The following is a 16,757-nucleotide window of genomic DNA, read 5'->3' on the forward strand; positions in this document are numbered from 1 at the left end:
TATAGGGGCGTCGCGGCGACCGCCGCGACGCCCCCGCCCGACCCACGTGACAGAGACGAACTCCATGACAGAAGCGAACGCCGTGGCCACCCCCACCCTCTTCGACTACTCGCCCTGGCACTACTGGAGACAGGCCACTGCCGACGACCGTGCCAGCCAGCACGAGTTCCAGCAGACTCTGTGCACGTCGGCAGGGGAGTTCAGCTTCGGCGAGCACTGCTACGTCTCACCGCTGGCCGCGGTCCAGAACGACGAACTCCACATCGGCTCGCGCAGCTACATCGCGGCCGGCAGCTACCTCACCGGTACCCTGCACGCCGGACGGGACTGTACGGTCAACCCGTACTCCGTGGTCCGCGGCACCGTCGAACTCGGCAACGCCGTACGCATCGGTGCCCACACCTCCCTTCTCGCCTTCAACCACGGTTACGAGGACCCGGACACCGAGGTATTCCGCCAGCCGCACTCCTCCCGGGGCATCCGGATCGGCAACGACGTGTGGATCGGCTCGCACGTCGTGATACTTGACGGCATCACCATCGACGACGGCGCCGTGATCGGTGCGGGCAGCGTGGTGACCAAGGACATCCCGGCCAAGGCCGTCGTCGCGGGCAACCCCGCACGTGTCCTGCGCTGGCGCGGAGCGCCCCCCACCGCCCCAGTGAGCGCACCGACAGATCTGGCCGGCACGGTCGCCTCCTTCGCGGACCGCGCCCGCGCCCAGGTCGACGACGTCCTGGCCCGCTGCTTCACCCCCGGCCCCACCGGCGACGGTCTGTTCGTCGATGCACCTGGCCGCCCACCCACCGTCCGCGCTCAGTGCGACGCCGTGGAGATCGCCGACCTGCTGCTCGGCGGCCCGCCACTCCCGCTGCCCGTGGACGAACAAATCGCCCGGCTGCGCGCCTGGCAGGACCCGCACAGCGGCGTCGTCGGCGCACTCGACGACGCGGGACGCCAACTCCCGCCTGGGGCACTTCCGTTCAGCAAAAAAACGGGTTATCACTTCCTGTGCGTCGGCTACGCCCTCGACCTGCTGGGCAGTGAGTTCGCCCACCCTCTGCACAGCATCGGTGCTCTCACGGCCGGCGAAGTCGTCGAACACCTGGAGGCCCTGCCCTGGCAGGAGAACCCCTGGTACAGCGGCGACTGGGCCGACACTCTGGGCACCGCCCTCATGTGGAACCGCCGACAAGGAGTGCCCGGACACCACGGAGCACTAGACGCCTTGCTCGGCTGGCTGCTCACCCATGCCGACCCACAGACCGGCCTGTGGGGCCGGCCCAGCGGCACCGAGGGCCTGATGCAGGTCGTCAACGGCTTCTACCGCGCCACTCGCGGTACGTTCGCCCAGTACGGCCTGCCCCTGCCGTACCCGGAGCGGACCATCGACTCCGTGCTTCGGCACGCCCGGGACGTTCGCTACACCCGCCCCGACCGACAGACCGCCTGCAACATTCTTGACATCGCCCACCCTCTATGGCTGACCCTCCCCGCCGGCTACCGAACCGTCGAAGTAGCCGCTCTGGCCCGAAAACTGTTGGCCGACGCACTACAACTCTGGGTTGACGGTAAGGGCTTCGCCTTCCGCGCTCCGCATCCCTCGACTGCGCGTGATCCACAGACCTGCCCCGGCTTGCAGGGCACGGAGATGTGGCTCGCCATCATCTGGTACCTCGCCGACCTGGCCGGTGTCTCGGATGCACTCGGCTACCGGCCCCGTGGCATCCACCGCCCCGAACCGGCGCCTGTGACCACCCCGCTCCGAGCCTGAAAAGGACTTCACCATGCCCTACGGTTCCGAGTCCGTCCTCGGTCACATGATGCGCAGGCCGCAGGCCGCAGCCATCGTTCGCGAGCACCTGCCCGACGTCGAGGATCACTGAAGTACGCACAGTCAGCGAACCATGGCCTGCTCAGACTCTCTCAGCTCGCCATATAGTTCGTAGAGTTCAGAGCAATGACTGCCGGACAGAAGACGCAGACCGGCGTGACACCATGGGCAGCCCCCCATCGAGCGCATCGTCTCCCCTGCCACACGGCCTCTCACCGACGCCGGATGGACACACGCCACATCCGCCAGCAGACTGCCCAAGGCAACGCGGGCGTGCAGTTTCCACCAATCACCAAGTCGTCATCGATGCCGACACCCGACTGGTCGTTATGGTCGGACGGCCGCTACCAGGCAACCGGAACGACTGCAAGGCATGGGAGGAATCGGGGGCCAAGACAGCGGTCGGCGAGACGACCGTGATAGCTGATGGCGGCTATCCAGGGACCGGATTAATCATGCCGCATCGCCGCACCCACGGCGAGGAACTGCCTGACTGGAAGCGGGAGCACAACCGCTCACACAAGCAGGTCCGTGCACGAGTGGAGCACGTCTTCGCCCGGATGAAGACCCGGAAGATTCTCCGCGACTGCCGACTCAAAGGCGACGGCGTCTACCACGCCATGCGCGGCGTCGCCCGCCTGCACAATCTCAACCTTGCCGGATAGGACCGTGGCGGAACTCAGGCAGATCGCTCACCCGCATCCGCCCGCGGGGCGCGGCGTGTGCCGCGGCCACCGCGCGCCCACCTGTTCCACCACAGTGGCCCGGAGCGCTTCCAGGAGGATGCCTCCGGGATACGCCCCAAACACTCTGACGCACCGCGCTGACAGTCGGTGCCCTCCGGGGTCAAGTCGTGCCGAGCGGCACCTGAGGCGCCGAGCGCGAGTTGTGCACAGCCCCGTCTTCGAAACGATTTCCGGATCGAGTACTGGGCACTGGAAGAGGCCAAGCTCGCCCGCAAGCCGAAGCCCAAGCCGCTGGCAGGACGAGTTGCCCTGGTGACCGGAGCGGCGGGCGGCATTGGCAAGGCGATCGCCACCCGCCTTGCAGCCGAGGGCGCCTGCGTCGTTGTCGCCGACCTGGACTCCGACAAGGCATGGGCGGCGGCAGCGGAGTTGGGCAGCACCGACACGGCCGTCGGCGTCGGCGCGAACGTGAGCGACGCGAGCGCGGTCGACGCCGCCCTCGACGCAGCGGCGCTTGCCTTCGGCGGCGTCGACCTGGTCGTCAATAACGCAGGACTGTCCATCTCCAAGCCGCTCCTCGAGACGGACGAGAAGGACTGGGACCTGCAGCACGACGTCATGGCCAAGGGATCGTTCCTGGTCTCCCGCGCCGCCGCACGCAGCATGCTCGCGCAGGGCCTGGAGGGTGACATCGTCTACATCGTCTCCAAGAACGCGGTGTTCGCCGGACCCAACAACGTCGCCTACTCCGCGACCAAGGCCGACCAGGCACACCAAGTCAGGCTCCTTGCCGCAGAACTCGGCCCGCACGGGATCCGAGTCAACGGCGTCAACCCGGACGGCGTCGTGCGCGGTTCGGGAATCTTCGCCGGCGGCTGGGGCGCCCAGCGTGCGGCGGTGTACGGGGTCGAGGAGAAGGAGCTCGGCGCGTACTACGCCCAGCGCACCTTGCTCGGCCGCGAGGTGCTTCCCGAGCACGTCGCCAACGCGGTGTACGCCCTGACCGGCGGAGAGCTGTCCCACACGACCGGGCTGCACGTGCCGGTCGACGCGGGCGTGGCCGCCGCGTTCCTTCAATGAGCGCAGAGCTGCCCGAGATGACGAAAGTACCGACGAAGGCTGCGGGGGCAGGAGCGCCCGGCACCGAGGTGTTCGTGGCCGTCGACCTGGGCGCGTCCAGCGGCCGGGTGATGACCGCCGAAGTTGGCCCCGGCAGCCTACGGTTGCGGGAAGTGCACCGGTTTCCCGGCCGGCCCGTGCGCACTCGCGGAACCCTGCACTGGGACGTACTCGGGTTGTACGGCCACGTCCTCGAAGGGTTGCGCATGCTGGGCCAGGAGGGTGCGCGCTTAGGGCCTGCCGGAGAATAACCTGTTGGTTTTTGGGCTTAACATCACAGTTCAGTGCGCTGCCTGCCTACATGTTGTTCTCCGGCAGGCCCTTACGAGCTGGTGCGTGATTGCGGGTGACATGTTCTTGCTGGTGGGTGTCATGATCCGGATGTGGCGATCATGGTCAGTCGGACGGTTCTCGCGCATCAGGTGTTCACGGGAGTCTCGCGGGGGCATCTCGCTTCCCTGGTTGAAGAGTTGGCCGGCCCGTGGCAGGCCGTGGTGGAGGGGCGTCGTCACGAAGCTCGCGGCGGGGCCAGGAAGCGCGAGGCAGGAGCCGGTGTCCGGCATCGGCTGGTGTTCGTCGACCGGCTCGTGGCTACGTTGATTCACTTGCGGCACGATCTGCCGCATGCGGCGTTGGGGCTGCTGTTCGGCGTCGACCGCTCCACCATCACCCGTGCGATCGGTGAGATACGAGGGCTGCTGGCAGAGCGGGGATGCGCGGTCCCAGACCGGCCCGGCCTGCGGCTGCGGACCCTGGCGGATGTGTTCGCATACGCCCAGGCCGAAGGCATCGAGCTGCGGCTGGACGCCACCGAGGTCCAGGTCCGTCGGCCCCCGGCCAGCCGCGGCGGACGCCGTGCTTTTGTCTCGAGGAAGAAGAAGCAGAACACGATGAAGGCCACTGTCGTCGCCGACCGTGAGGGCCGCACGCTCTGGACCGGTGCCCTGCGACCAGGGCGGATGCATGACGCGACCGCCGCACGCAACGAAGGCATCGGTACCTGTTTCCAGCACTTTCGCGACGTGGAAGTGCTCCTGGACGACGGCTACCTCGGACTCCGTCGCGATCATCCCGGCCAAGCGGTGACCCCGCCCAGGAAGGGAAACAAGATCAGTCCGCCCGAGGTCCTCGAAGCCCGCCTACGAGCCCGGCACCGGCACTCCTCGATGCGCATCACCGTCGAACACGCCCTCGCCGACCACAAACGCTGGAAGCAACTGGTCCGCTGGACCCACCGCCGAGAGAACCTGCCCGCCACCTACCAGGCCATCGCAGGCCTCGTCTCCGACCGCAACACCACCGGCTGACAAAAACCCCAGGTTAGGCACCCATATCTCCAACACAATCACGCACCAGCTCGTAATAGGACGCCGTCGAGGTCGACCGTGACCTGTCCGTCGGCGTCCGGGGCATTCTCACTGGCCAACGACCAGACATGCTGCCGGACTTCGGACCGTGCGGACCAGATGGCCTGCAGGGCTTTCTCGTCGGACGCGGTGAGGGGTCAATCAGGCGGCGACGGTTGGGGCGGAGACGACCGGGCCGAAACGGTCGGCTCACACCGCAGCATCGCGACGTCCGCGAGGCACTCCCCGCTCAGCGCGACCGCCAGGGCCGCGTCCAGCAGGATTCCTCCCGGATCGTGCTCCGCCCGGCCCTTCCGCCGCGGCAGCAATGCCGCTGATATCACGGTGTCCAGATCAGCCTTGCAAGCAGTCTCTACCAGCAGCACGTCCCCGGCCTGCGAGACCACCGCCCAGCTGCCGCCCTCAATGCGGATACGCGGGTAAGGACCGTTCACCCTGGCACGTGCCTGTGGGGGAAAGTCACTCTCCGACCGCTACGTATCGGCCCGAGTCCTCTTCGATCTCCTCCTGCTCGTCCAGGTTGACTACCACCCCGGCCGGTTCCAGTGCCTCGCGTATGCGCTGCATCACGGGCTCGGAGAGGTAGTGTCGGTGCAGGTCCAGTTCCTCGAGGTGCGTGAGGGGCTGGCCACTGAGGAGCGCAGTAGCGCCGGTGTCGCTCAGGGTGCCAAGGCCCAGGTGCAGCGCGGTGAGTTGAGCGACGACGGGGGCGCCGGCCACCGCGGCGGCGATCTCGTCCTGCATATAGCTGTTCTGCAGTCCGAGGCGTCGCAGGGCGGGCAGCCGGTCACCGTCGAGGATGGGGGCCAGGTCGGCGAGGGTCGTGGTGCAGCCGTAGAACTCCTCACCCAGCCACAGGTCCAGGTGCTCCAAGGCGGGCAGGTCGCTGGCGGCCACGGCGCGCGCCACCTCGCCGGGCAGACCGCCGTTCTCCAGCCGCAGGACGCGCAGGTGCTCGTGCCGCAGCGGTGTCAGCCGCAGGCCCGTGCCTTCTTCGTCAGCCGCCATGCCTATGGTTGAGCCGCGCACCCCAAGTTCTCTGAGGCGGGGGAAGGCGTCGAGAATTGGCGTCACATCGCCCTGCACTATCCAGGACATCTCGGATTCTTCGGGTGTGAGATCGGCGAGGTACAGCGCCTTGAGGCCGGTGAGCCGGTCCGCAGCGGCAATCAGCTCGTTCACCGCCCAATCAGGGGGGCCTTCCGAGGAGTAGGCACCGCCACCAAGAACCAGAGCCTGTACCCGCGCAAGGTCTACCGTCTTGAGGAAGCGGCCCCATTGCTTCTCGTAAGCCCCATCGGGTATGTCTTCGGTCCAGAATTCACTGGCCTCCTCATCGGCGCTACTACAGATGCGCCATGCGACGTCCTCCGCCGCAGGCATCGGCCCACTCCCCTTCCCCAGAGCCGGGAACTGGTAGACGGGAAGACCGTGCAGCCTCGTTAAATGATCCATGTACATGATTAATCCATTCACAGGCGAACTCCACGCCGATTGATCATCAAGGTCTGCCAGTCTGCTGACGGACCCCTGCGGCGAGGTCTGGCGAGCATACTCGGAAATCGCGCAGGCTGGGACTGTCAAACGAGCGGCCCTGTCTCACATTCGGGATGCTGTTGGTGATCTCTAGACGCTCAAGTCTCGGCAGAGTTGCCGGAACCTGCTGACTGGCGCGACTCGGGTCGGCGGTTCGCTGTCGGGCGAGCCGCATTGGCTGAGCCTGATGACGTTGGCTCCGGCAGCGGTAGGGACATGCTGGACGTGAGTCTCCTGTCCCAGCGTCTGCAGGAGATCCAGACCCGGGTCCGGCATAAGCTGGACACCGAGCAGTGGCAGCGCCGCTACGCGCTACGCGCCGAGGGAGATGTGGCAAGCATGGCCGTCGGTATTTCTGGTGCAGGCGAGCCGGTCTTCGCACGTCCGGCAGGCACGTTTGGGAAACAGCACAGATAGCCGCTCATGCTGGTCGCCGAGGGTGGGCTTCCACGGGTGGCTGGTGATTCCGCGGGGACACGTCAGGGTGCGGGCCTGCCAGTCGGGGATGAAGTCGGCCTTCGTGAAGCCGGGATGGTCCTGGGCCCGGGGGTCGGTGCGGACCGGTCCGGTCAAGGTGATTCCGTGGACGCGGGCAGCCTGGTCGATTGACTCAGGCGTGATCTAAGCGTTGTCCCGTAACTGCTGGTCACGGGTGAGATGATCTCGTCGTGGCTGGTGTGATCACGGCGTCGGAGCCGTCTTGGATAGCCCCGTTCACCGGGCTGAGCCCGCGTCAGTTCGGCAAGTTGATCACCGCGTTGCGGCGTGAGGGTGCAGATCCAGTACGCAAGGGCCGGCCGTGGAGCCTGCCGCTGGAGGACCAGGTGCTGCTGGTCGCCGCGTACTGGCGGACGAACCTGACACTGCACCAACTGGCGCCGCTGTTTGGGGTGTCGAAGTCCGCGGCTGACAGGATCGTCGACCACCTTGGCCCGGCGCTGGCCCTGCAACCTCGCACACGGTTCCGCAAGGACACCGTGCTGATCGTGGACGGCACCTTGGTCCCCACCCGCGACCACAGCATCGCCGAGCAGTCGAAGAACTATCGGTACTCGACCAATCACCAGGTGGTCATCGACGCCGACACCCGGCTGGTCGTCGCGGTCGGCCGGCCGCTGCCAGACAACCGCAACGACTGCAAGGCGTGGGAGCTGTCCGGAGCGAAGGCCGCCGTCGGCCGCACGACGGTGATCGCCGACGGCGGCTACCGGGGTACCGGCCTGGTCATCCCGCACCGCCGCGAACGCGGCCAGGCAGAACTTCCGATCTGGAAGGAGGAACACAATCGCTCGCACCGCAAGGTCCGCGCCCGCGTCGAGCATGCCTTCGCCCATATGAAGACCTGGAAGATCCTCCGCGACTGCCGCCTCAAGGGCGACGGCGTCCACCACGCCATGCTCGGCATCGCCCGCCTGCACAACCTCACCCTCGCCGGATGACAAAGCAAACAGCCAGGTCGCAGGCATGCCCGAAGCCATTTGCGGGACAACGCTTAGCTGCAATGCTGTTGCGTTACGGGTCTGCAGGTTGGGGTCGTTTGATGCGGATGGCTGGGGCGCCGGTGCGGGTGGGCTGGGGCCATGCGTGGTGCTCGGCTCGTTTGAGCCAGTAGTTGGACATCTTGCGCTTCACGACGCGGGGCTGGCTGCGGAGTCGTCTGGCGGGCAGGAGTCTTTCCAGTAGATCCTCCTGGAGGACTTGCAGTGCTCTCACCAGGAGATCAGGGGGAAAAACCGCCCGGGAGGAGGGTCACGCTGCGCCGGGCGGAGCGCAGGGTTTCGGTGAACGAGATGCGGTCGGGATCGAGTTCACGGGTGGCAGCGGTTCTCACCATGAGTTCCCGCAGTGCGTGGTGGACCGGGAGGTGGGCCCAGATCTGCTGGAGGACACCGTCGGGTGTCTTGCTGCTGAGAACGACCTTCGCGCCGCGCTGGTAGGTCTTGAGCTCGGCGAAGACGGATTCGATCTCCCAGCGCTCCCGGTAGAGCGCGGCCAGCTGCCGGGCCGGGTAACGGCGGGGGTCCAAAAGGGTGGTGACCAGGCGGTAGTCGTCGGCCCCGGTGGCACGGCCTGCATCTTTGAGCTGGTAGGCCAGGACGCGCACCTGCACCGGATCACGCTTGGCCCGGTCGGTGCCGGCGTGAATGTCGGAGAGCCAGGATCCGTCCCGAAGCAGTTTGCGCACCGGCAGGACGCGGTTGGCCGGCACTCGCCACAGCAGGTCGGCGCCGGTGGCGGTGAAGGCCCGCCACAGCGGGACACCCAGGAACTCGCGGTCGGCCATCACCAGCTGGCCTGCGCTGCAGGAGCGGGGCAGGCGGCCCACCAAGGTCACTTCACCGGTGCGGCAGCCGGCGAGTTCCGCGTCCAGCACCGCGTGGCTGCCCACTTCCACCAGGGCTGCCATCCGCACCTGGACGAAGGCGCTGCGGCCCGTTCCGCGGCCGTTGCCGGGACGGCCGAAAGCGGCTTGGTTGGCTTCGGTGTCGGCGACGTCCCAGCAGGTCCCGTCGACCGCCAGCAGCCGCAGGCCCCGCCAGAACGCACCCGGCGTCGACTCGGTCGCCATCGGTTTCGCAGTCACCGCGAACAGCACCGGCAGCGGCTCCGAGCCGAGCCGCTGCCGGGCCCTGAACAGCGAGGACTTCGCCGGGACGTGCCACTCACCCAGCAGACCCAGCCCCCGCAGACCCGCCACCAGATGCCGCATGACCTCGAGATACGGAGCAGGCGAGAACAGCGCCAGCCCCAACACGAAGTACACCACCAACCGCGCAGGAAGCAGGCGCCTACGTTGCTCTGCACGTCCGCACGCGGCCACCACCCCGGTCCACCAACCCCGGCGGATACACCCAGGTCAACAGGCCCAGACCCGATAAGAGCTCGTAACACGATCATGATCGAGCCTTCTTCAGTCGTCTCCAGCAGATGAGGCCGCAGGCCAATGAGATGAAGGCGTCGTGGAGGTCGGTGCGGCGTTCCCAGCGGACGGCGAGGCGTTTGAACTGGTGCAGGAGGGCGAAGGTCTGCTCGACGACGTAGCGGAGTTTGCCCAGGCCCTTGATGTTGGGGGCACCCTTGCGGGAGATGACCGGCAGGATCCGGCGCTTGCGCAGCGCTTCGCGGTGGGTGTTGGAGTCGTAACCCTTGTCGCCCATGAGTGAGCCAGGGCGGCGGCGCGGCCGACCGGGCCGGCCCGCGACGGGTGGGATGCCGTCGACGAGGGCGAGGGTCTGGGTGACGTCGTTGACGTTGGCCGCGGTGGTGATGACCTTCAGCGGGGTGCCGCGTCCGTCGCAGATCAGATGGTGTTTGCTGCCTGTCTTCCGCCGGTCGACCGGCGACGGACCGGTGTCGGCTCCCCTTTTTTCGCGCGGATGTGGGAGCCGTCCACGCACGCTCTCGACCAGTCGAGTTCGCCGGCTGCGTTGAGCTCGGCGAGCAGAATGCGGTGCAGCTGCTCGAAGACTCCGGCCTGCTGCCATCGCTCCAGGCGCCGCCAGCAGGTCTGGCCCGAGCCGAAACCCAGCTCCAGGGGCAGGAGTTGCCAGGCTATGTCGTTGTGGAGCACGTACAGGATGCCCTGCAGACACAGCCGGTCCGCCACCGGCCGCGGCCCCGGCGACTTCTCCGGCCAGGGCGGCAGCAGCGGCTCGATCAACGCCCACAAGTCGTCGTCCACGATCCACGGCCGAATGCTCACAGCATCCCGAACGGCGGAATCGTCACATCGGTCACGCCCGGCCAGGACCCTTCAAAAAGATCGTGTTACGAGCTCTAAGTCAGACGCACTCGCAGTCACCCGTACCACCCCCGGCACCGACTACCCACCAGCCTACGCCCACGGCAAAAGCAACGGCATTGCGCCTAAACCATCGACGTTGCGTTTGAGCCTGCGCTGTACTGAATCAGCTGGCTTCGCGATCCTCCAACTGTTTGATCAGGCGGTAGCCACTGGTCAGGCTGAGGTCCATCCGTTCGCGTAGCACTTTGACGGCTTTGACGTTGTCGCCCTCGGCGAGTGAAGAGCTCAACTCGCGCATCAGGTCCGAGTCCAGCGCCTCCAGGTTTTCCAGAGCCTGGGGGTAGTCGATAGGCAGGGCCCTTCCGGAGCGGAGTAGTTGGAGCGCAGCTTGCGCTTCAGAAAGGCCGAGACCGGATGCCTTACGCAGGCATTTCACAGCCTTAGCCTCGTGCCCGTCTGCCACGAAGGCAAGAGCTTCTTGCTGAATCTCTGTGGCCACCGGCGTGACCAATGCGATCTCCTGCTTGCTGCCCGTCATCTTGTGTCCTCCAGTCCTTCACGTAGACCCATTCATCTGTTGCTCGCTGTGGCGTCGATCAGGCCGGCAAACGCCGTGCTACTGGCCGAGAAGGTCCTCCCCACCGGCGCCGACCAGGTAGACGGCCTCACGCTTAGATCGTTTCGTGACGCTCACCGGTCTGTTTCTGCTGTGATGTGGGCAGGATGTTGCGCACAGCGCGAATGATCGCCGAAGGTTTCGGCTGCCAGGGCCCAGTGTCTTCCGCGGGCCAGGTGTATACCGGGATCCCACCCTGTAGCAGGCCGGCCAATCGTGGCTCGCGGAGTGTCTTCGCTGACCAGTCGTACAGCAGGTCGAGCCGGGGTGTGATGACACCGTGGTCGAGTAGACGGCCGAGTCCGTGTTCGGGCGCGACGTAGATCTTTACGTCGTCGCTCAAGGGGTAACGGTTGGGCAGAACTCGGGAGAGCGAGAGGAAGATCCCCGTCATCCCGAGCCTGGGATCGCCGAGGAATGGGGCTGCTTGGCTGAGCCGACCGAGCGCCAGGCGCGGAGCGGAGACCAGCGCGTGTGCGTACAGCACGCGCAGCAGGACGACGTTCATGAAAAACCGCTCAGTCCGGCTTTCGGTCTCCGCCAGCTCTTGGTGCTCCAGATAGGCAGAGACCACGCTGAGGTTGTGCGCGCGGTACCACGTGCGCGGGTTCGGTGCGCGAATGAACTCCACTGTGGCAGCGACACTCGGCGCACTGGGTTTTCCGGGCATGCCAAGATACAGGCCCAGCGCCTCCCAGCCATCGCTCAACAGGCGCTCATTGACTGCACGCCACCACGCGCTCCCGGGCGCCGGAGCGTCACGTGGCATGAGCAGACCACGGCGAATCTGCCAGTCCATGAAGGCGCCGACTGCGCGACGGTAGGGCAGATGCGGCCGCTGAGACCCGCCCGTGCCTTCGTAGAGACGGCGCATCAGCGCAAGACGTGCACTTGGCGCTTGGAGTGCCGGGCCAACCTGCTCACGGGCGAACCGAGCGGCGGAGATTTGCGACGGCATACGTTCCTCCTCGCATTGCCTGACCGTAAAGAGTGAACCGAATTCCGTCTGGGCTGAACCCCGCGACGACCAGCCTGCGGATTTCCAAAGGGTGGCGCAACGGTATCGGGTCAGCGCGGAACTGGTTACCGCGGCCGAAGCATCCGTGCCGCGAGCCGACGGGTGACCGATCTGGGGGCGAAACGTGCCGCATTTATGGTCAACGAGTTCTTGATTCCCACCACCGCTATGGCACGCCGACTTCTTAGCGCTCGGACGGCCGTTCGGGTCACATGCTCTGCGCTGTCAACCTTCCCATAGACCGTACTTTGCGAAGCCTCGGGGGAATTCATGGCGGCGACGAATCCTGTGGACGTAGGTCCGGGACACAAGGCAATCACGCAGACGCCGGTGCTTCGGGTCTCCTCGTGCAGTGCTTCGCTGTACGAGAGTACAAATGCCTTGGATGCACCGTAGACGGCTTGAAGAGGTGCGGGCTGGAACGCGATGGTCGAGGCTACATTCATCACTGTGCCACGGCCACGTTCGATCATCTGCGGAAGAACTGCGTGCGTGAGCGCGACGAGTGCTCCGCAGTTGACGGAGATGAGCGATGCCTCTGTGTCTGGATCAATTGTGTGGTGCGGTCCGTAGGTTGCAAACCCGGCATTGTTTATCAACACGTCTACGTCGCGATTTTCGATGGCTTTGATCACCGCGTCCACGCCCTCGGTCCGCGTCAGGTCGGCAGGGACGGTCTCGACGGTCACACCTTCGACCGTCTCGATTTCGCAGGCCACGCCTCGCAGCCGTTCAGCATTACGACCGGTCAACAAAAGGGCGGCACCCTGCTTTCCCAGTTCGCGTGCCAACTGAGCCCCGATCCCAGAAGAAGCTCCTGTGATCACCGTGAGTCCTCTGCCGCTCGTACGTTCCATGATGTGCTCTACTCTCTTTATTTGGGTTTGAGCTGGTCATTCGTAAGATCGGTGGGGCTCAGGGGCTCCGGGTATGGCTGCATGGTGCTCGCCGCCTGATGGCTCAAGGAGCTTGGCTGCCCGGAGCCCCCTGACGACTCGACCGCCAATTGGGAATCGCGATTCGATCGCTGTGTAGGGCAACGTAGGCGAGGTCGTCTGTGGGATCGATACACGACGACAAGCCGGCGGAGGTGACCCCATCCCGTGCGGGGCCGGGGTTTTGCCGCCTCTCGTGAGGAGAAGGTTGTTGGTGAATCCTTCGGTTTCCTTCTCGACGTGATTTCGCAACGTGTACGGCACCTCTGCAAAACGACACAGTAGCTGCACCGAGAATGAAACTTCCAGCTCGACGATGCACGTGAAACTTGACGGCGTCATCGTTTCCATCTCGATATTTCATGGCCCATCGCACTCCGATGCGGAGTGAGACGAGAGGCATGCACGCACTCCGAGGGGAAACCATCTCCACCAGCGCTGCCTTACCGCGAAGGTGCCTGCAATGCCGGATTACCGGCACTTCACTAATCGATTTGATGTACACCCTTCCTGGTTCTACATCAAATGTAGTGACGCTAGCGACGCGGCGCCCCTCGGTGGTACCCCTCAGCTGTAATCAAGAAAAGCCATCCAGATATACGGATCTGATCACAAGCAAGTTCTGTGGTCGCGCTTCGAGTGAACCTTATGACTCCGTTCTTTAGCGTTCCTCGATGCGAGCGACTATGGCGGACAAGGAGGTTCTGTCGCTTGCGAGTTCCCGGCTGACTGCCAGCCCGCAACGGCGGTCACGTAGTGCACTTGGTCAAGAAGTCAACGATCGCGTCTTCCATCTGTTGGAGGCCGGGCTCTTCGAGGGGGTAGTGGCCAGCGTTGTCAAGCATGACAGTGTCGACGGGGACCTTAGTGATACGGGACAGTACTGGCTGACTCAGGTGGTGAGGGCTCCAGCGGTCCTGGGCAGGCTGGGTCAGCAGGACCGGGCAGGCGTCGAAGTCGGCCGGTTCGACGGCAGGGGCGTAGGTGAGGTAGCTGACGAGGAAGCGGAGGCTGACCCGGTTCGCGGCGGACGTCGGATCCTTGCGGAACACCTTCAAGGCTTCGGTGTTGTTGGTGAGGGCTGACATCTTACTGGCCCAGCTCATGGGGTATTTCAGCGAGCGGGCAGGGGTCTTGGCCATCAGGCCCATGAACGGAGCGCCGAGGCGTGCGCTGAGGATGTCGTGGGACGTCTCGTCGCGGACTTGGCGGACCCGTTGGTCGAGGAAGGTCATACCGACAATCCCGGCCAGGGCGCCACGGGGGGTCCTGGCCGCGACGTGGTAAGTGAGCATGCCTCCCGCACTCAGCCCGTAGAGCACGATGGGGCGGTCGTCGCGTGACTGTTCGTAGGCAAGGAAGTCGACGACCAGATCGACCCAGTCGCCATAGGAGGGCGTCGTACCTGGCATGACCTGGGTATGGCCGTAGCCGAGATTGTCCAGAGCGACGGTCTCGACGCCGCGGCTGGCAAGCGGGGCGCCCAGGATGAGCGACATCTGGCGGCCGTTGGTGCCCACACCGTGGTGCAGGATGACTTTGGCCTTCGCTTCCGGGTTCGGGTAGCGGTCGAGGTGGACGCGATGTCCGCGCCAGTCCCAGAACTCTTCCTCAGGGGCGGTTGCGTCGGTCAACTGAAGCCGGGCGGGTAGGAATTGCTGGAGATCGCGCCAAGCCTGATGATCGCGGTAGTAGACGGGGGTCTTTGCTCTGCTCATGTCTCTTGCCTTTGTGGTTATGTGCCGGGGGAGTCTTGGAATCCGTTGCCCGGAGCGGGGCGGCCGCGCATGGTGCCCGCCATCATGATCATGCCAACGCCGATCTTGAGGTCACGGCGGGCAGCCTCGGGGTCGCGCAGGTCGTCCTCCAGACCTCGAGTGAACGTAAGGAGTACGCTGGTCACTTGCTGCGCTGCCTCGGGGGTGAACTCGCTCGTAATGGTTGTCAGTAGCTCGGCCAGGCCTTCCACGTACGAAGTAACCACCTCGGGAATGTGAACGGTGGCGGCCGACAGCAATTCATAGGCGTAAGCAGGACTGTCCTGCCAGAGCCGGATGGCGACTTCGAGCTTCACCGTGAGTACGGCGAGCACCTTCTCCTCGGGTGTAGTTGCTGTGGCCGCCACTTCCTCTGCCGCGGCCGCAGCTCCTTCCAGTAATCCCCGGACAATCCTGGCGAACGCCTCATCCTTGGTGCCAACGTACTTGTAGACGGTCGGCCGTGAAAGTCGGGATTCTTCAACGATGCTGGAGATCGTTGTTCGCCTGAACCCGTTGCGGCAAAAACATCGATAGGCGCTGTCGAGCACAATCTGGGCGGTTGGAGCCTTCGGCATGGGTACATAGTTAACATGTATTGTCAGTATTGTAAATACCTGCTGGTCGGAGGCTATGGCAGACGGCTCTGACGGCTTCGACGTTGCGTTGATTCAGGTTCACCGATCAAGTACCGCGACGCCCGGCCGCTCCAGCGGTGCGACGGCCGCCTGACCCGTACGCGGATACAGCACCTCGTTGATGCAGGTCACGAACAGAGCTACGCGCACAGAGCCTCAGCCTCCTCCCACCGGCCGGCCTGGCCGCGCGGCTCGTACCGCAGCAAGGGCTGCGCGCGGTGCAGCAGCCTGCGCAACTGCAGCGAGACGACCGGAGCGACGCCGGTGTAACGGTGGATCTGCGCCGCGTCGTCCAGCTTCTCGTACGGATCGCGCGGAACGCCGGCATGGACGAACACCTGGAACCGAGTGCCGGAGTTGCCGTACCCCCACGAAGGGGTCGCGATGGTCTGGGACTTGAGAATTTTTTTCATGATGCACTCCGCTCGGACTCGAGCTCATCGAGGGACTTGCCGGTGGTGTTGAGCCTGGATCCACCGTGTGGTTTGTGATCGGGTTTGCTGGTTGGTTCACAGCCGACCGCCGAACGGTGGATCCAGGCTCAGCAGTCTCCCCACTCAGTGGCGCGCCATCACGAGACGTCGGCTTCGACGTGCAGAACACGGCCGGGCTCCGTGGTCCACTTCTCGCCACCGTCGTGACTGATCAGGGCCCGGCCCTCGCCGTAGGCCGTGGTGTCGCTGTGAGCGATGCCGTAGGCGCCCTGTGTGGTCGCGGACCGAACCACCAGCGCGAACCGGTCACCGGCGTGGACCTGCAACGGCCGATCGAGCTTCAACTGGGCCCATCGCGCGGCCCATGAGACCTCGTCGGCGGGGATTTTCACGGACCCCACAGTGGAGCCCACGCCGTCGGCCGCGGTGCGGCGCAGGTCGAGGACCAGCGGCGCGTTCGGGTACCCGGACTGGAACGTGGTGAAGCGCACCGCCCGCAGTCGCCCGGCGCCCGGCATCGTGACTTCCTGCGCGCGTTCGAGCTCGCCCGCGACGTCCCAGTGGGTGCGATAGCCGGCGTCTCCGGTCTCCACTGCGTGGGGTCGCTTCGGCGCGCTACCAGGGCGGACTGGCACGGTTACGTCGTAGGACCAGCCGCACTCGATGGGCCGGATGGAGCCGTCGCTGTTGAACACCAGGGGCTGCCAGTAGTGCTTGGCGAGCGCCTCGTTCGCCTTCGCGTTCACCCACACGTCCGACTGGTAGAGGTACACAGTGCCGGAGCTGGTCTCGAGAGGCAGGACGTCCGTTGGCTGGCCACCGCACGAGGTCGTGGTGATGTTGGTCCCCGTGATGGTCGACGCCGGACGGTCCTACTTCTCCAGCCCGTCGGAGAAGTCGTCGGACAGCAGCACCGTTCCGTCAGCCGCGGTGACGGTGACGTCGTCGATGGTCGCCTTCTCGCCGTCGCCCTGGCCCTCGCGGAATCCAACGCGACCGTGGTCACTCGTGGCGTCCTCGGTGGTGTCCACTACTGACGTTGTCGCCGTGGTGTCGTCAAGGTGAGTCCGGT

At 65.5% G+C, this 16,757-nt stretch carries 14 protein-coding genes and 6 pseudogenes; 7 read left to right on the forward strand and 13 right to left on the reverse strand.

Features of this window, described 5'->3' with window-relative positions; all coding sequences use genetic code 11:
* Nucleotides 1-64 precede the first annotated feature (64 nt).
* From HO151_RS00320 to HO151_RS00340, 5 genes and pseudogenes are all read left to right on the forward strand, one after another.
* The gene (locus HO151_RS00320) at nucleotides 65-1,774 is read left to right on the forward strand and encodes a DapH/DapD/GlmU-related protein (protein WP_173894134.1); all 1,710 of its coding nucleotides are present in this window, start codon (nucleotides 65-67) and stop codon (nucleotides 1,772-1,774) included.
* A 341-nt stretch (nucleotides 1,775-2,115) separates the two neighbouring features.
* Nucleotides 2,116-2,499, forward strand: a pseudogene (locus HO151_RS00325) (transposase); the annotation flags it as partial.
* Nucleotides 2,500-2,748: 249 nt separating this feature from the next.
* Nucleotides 2,749-3,600, forward strand: a pseudogene (locus HO151_RS00330) (SDR family NAD(P)-dependent oxidoreductase); the annotation flags it as partial.
* Nucleotides 3,601-3,617: 17 nt separating this feature from the next.
* Nucleotides 3,618-3,845 (forward strand): annotated as a pseudogene (locus HO151_RS00335) (rhamnulokinase); the annotation flags it as partial.
* 186 nt (nucleotides 3,846-4,031) lie between these two features.
* Nucleotides 4,032-4,946 carry a transposase family protein gene (locus HO151_RS00340; RefSeq protein ID WP_173894135.1) on the forward strand — a complete coding sequence of 305 codons (915 nt, stop codon included), beginning with the start codon at nucleotides 4,032-4,034 and terminating at the stop codon, nucleotides 4,944-4,946.
* Nucleotides 4,947-5,002: 56 nt separating this feature from the next.
* Here HO151_RS00340 and HO151_RS07085 read toward each other — a convergent pair.
* A pseudogene (locus HO151_RS07085) lies at nucleotides 5,003-5,440 on the reverse strand (transposase); the annotation flags it as partial.
* Between the two features lie 25 nt (nucleotides 5,441-5,465).
* On the reverse strand, nucleotides 5,466-6,461 hold the full coding sequence (locus HO151_RS00350) for an STM4015 family protein (protein WP_368039369.1): 996 nt from the start codon (nucleotides 6,459-6,461) through the stop codon (nucleotides 5,466-5,468).
* A 297-nt stretch (nucleotides 6,462-6,758) separates the two neighbouring features.
* Between HO151_RS00350 and HO151_RS06940 the strand changes: the two genes are divergently transcribed.
* The gene (locus HO151_RS06940; protein WP_217422732.1) at nucleotides 6,759-6,959 is read left to right on the forward strand and encodes a hypothetical protein; all 201 of its coding nucleotides are present in this window, start codon (nucleotides 6,759-6,761) and stop codon (nucleotides 6,957-6,959) included.
* A 251-nt stretch (nucleotides 6,960-7,210) separates the two neighbouring features.
* Nucleotides 7,211-7,981, forward strand: a complete 771-nt coding sequence (locus tag HO151_RS00360; protein WP_173894139.1) for a transposase — start codon at nucleotides 7,211-7,213, stop codon at nucleotides 7,979-7,981.
* 281 nt (nucleotides 7,982-8,262) lie between these two features.
* Here HO151_RS00360 and HO151_RS00365 read toward each other — a convergent pair whose 3' ends face one another.
* From HO151_RS00365 to HO151_RS00415, 11 genes and pseudogenes are all read right to left on the reverse strand, one after another.
* Entirely contained in the window at nucleotides 8,263-9,366 is a 1,104-nt protein-coding gene (locus HO151_RS00365) for an IS4 family transposase (protein ID WP_368039370.1), read from the reverse strand.
* Between the two features lie 70 nt (nucleotides 9,367-9,436).
* A protein-coding gene (locus HO151_RS00370) for an IS5 family transposase (protein WP_173894149.1) occupies nucleotides 9,437-10,239 on the reverse strand; the annotation gives its coding sequence in 2 pieces (ribosomal slippage) (nucleotides 9,437-9,912 and nucleotides 9,912-10,239; 804 coding nt in all).
* A 211-nt stretch (nucleotides 10,240-10,450) separates the two neighbouring features.
* Nucleotides 10,451-10,825: a hypothetical protein gene (locus HO151_RS00375; protein WP_173894140.1), complete on the reverse strand. Its 375-nt coding sequence runs from the start codon at nucleotides 10,823-10,825 to the stop codon at nucleotides 10,451-10,453.
* Between the two features lie 133 nt (nucleotides 10,826-10,958).
* A complete protein-coding gene (locus HO151_RS00380; protein WP_173894141.1) occupies nucleotides 10,959-11,861 on the reverse strand; it encodes a hypothetical protein in 903 nt (300 codons plus the stop codon).
* A gap of 125 nt (nucleotides 11,862-11,986) precedes the next feature.
* Nucleotides 11,987-12,778 (reverse strand): SDR family oxidoreductase, encoded by a 792-nt coding sequence (locus HO151_RS00385; protein ID WP_173894142.1) that lies wholly within the window; start codon nucleotides 12,776-12,778, stop codon nucleotides 11,987-11,989.
* An 827-nt stretch (nucleotides 12,779-13,605) separates the two neighbouring features.
* Nucleotides 13,606-14,574 (reverse strand): alpha/beta hydrolase, encoded by a 969-nt coding sequence (locus HO151_RS00390; RefSeq protein WP_173894143.1) that lies wholly within the window; start codon nucleotides 14,572-14,574, stop codon nucleotides 13,606-13,608.
* A 17-nt stretch (nucleotides 14,575-14,591) separates the two neighbouring features.
* Nucleotides 14,592-15,164, reverse strand: coding sequence for a TetR/AcrR family transcriptional regulator (locus HO151_RS00395; RefSeq protein ID WP_217422733.1), 573 nt, complete (start codon nucleotides 15,162-15,164; stop codon nucleotides 14,592-14,594).
* 138 nt (nucleotides 15,165-15,302) lie between these two features.
* Nucleotides 15,303-15,401 (reverse strand): annotated as a pseudogene (locus tag HO151_RS00400) ((Fe-S)-binding protein); the annotation flags it as partial.
* Between the two features lie 83 nt (nucleotides 15,402-15,484).
* A pseudogene (locus HO151_RS00405) lies at nucleotides 15,485-15,664 on the reverse strand (rhamnose isomerase); the annotation flags it as partial.
* A 158-nt stretch (nucleotides 15,665-15,822) separates the two neighbouring features.
* Nucleotides 15,823-16,458, reverse strand: a complete 636-nt coding sequence (locus tag HO151_RS00410; RefSeq protein ID WP_173894145.1) for a hypothetical protein — start codon at nucleotides 16,456-16,458, stop codon at nucleotides 15,823-15,825.
* Between the two features lie 99 nt (nucleotides 16,459-16,557).
* Nucleotides 16,558-16,757: hypothetical protein (locus HO151_RS00415; RefSeq protein WP_217422734.1), on the reverse strand; the 200-nt coding region annotated here is incomplete at its 5' end.

It is taken from the genome of Streptomyces sp. 8P21H-1, assembly GCF_013302945.1.

Excerpts from the sequence above, each read along its gene's own strand:
- HO151_RS00320 (WP_173894134.1), top strand. The coding sequence starts at position 65 with ATGACAGAAGCGAACGCCGTGGCCACCCCCACCCTCTTCGACTACTCG.
- HO151_RS00340 (WP_173894135.1), top strand. The coding sequence starts at position 4,032 with ATGGTCAGTCGGACGGTTCTCGCGCATCAGGTGTTCACGGGAGTCTCG.
- HO151_RS00350 (WP_368039369.1), bottom strand. The coding sequence starts at position 6,461 with ATGGATCATTTAACGAGGCTGCACGGTCTTCCCGTCTACCAGTTCCCG.
- HO151_RS06940 (WP_217422732.1), top strand. The coding sequence starts at position 6,759 with ATGCTGGACGTGAGTCTCCTGTCCCAGCGTCTGCAGGAGATCCAGACC.
- HO151_RS00375 (WP_173894140.1), bottom strand. The coding sequence starts at position 10,825 with ATGACGGGCAGCAAGCAGGAGATCGCATTGGTCACGCCGGTGGCCACA.
- HO151_RS00380 (WP_173894141.1), bottom strand. The coding sequence starts at position 11,861 with ATGCCGTCGCAAATCTCCGCCGCTCGGTTCGCCCGTGAGCAGGTTGGC.
- HO151_RS00385 (WP_173894142.1), bottom strand. The coding sequence starts at position 12,778 with ATGGAACGTACGAGCGGCAGAGGACTCACGGTGATCACAGGAGCTTCT.
- HO151_RS00390 (WP_173894143.1), bottom strand. The coding sequence starts at position 14,574 with ATGAGCAGAGCAAAGACCCCCGTCTACTACCGCGATCATCAGGCTTGG.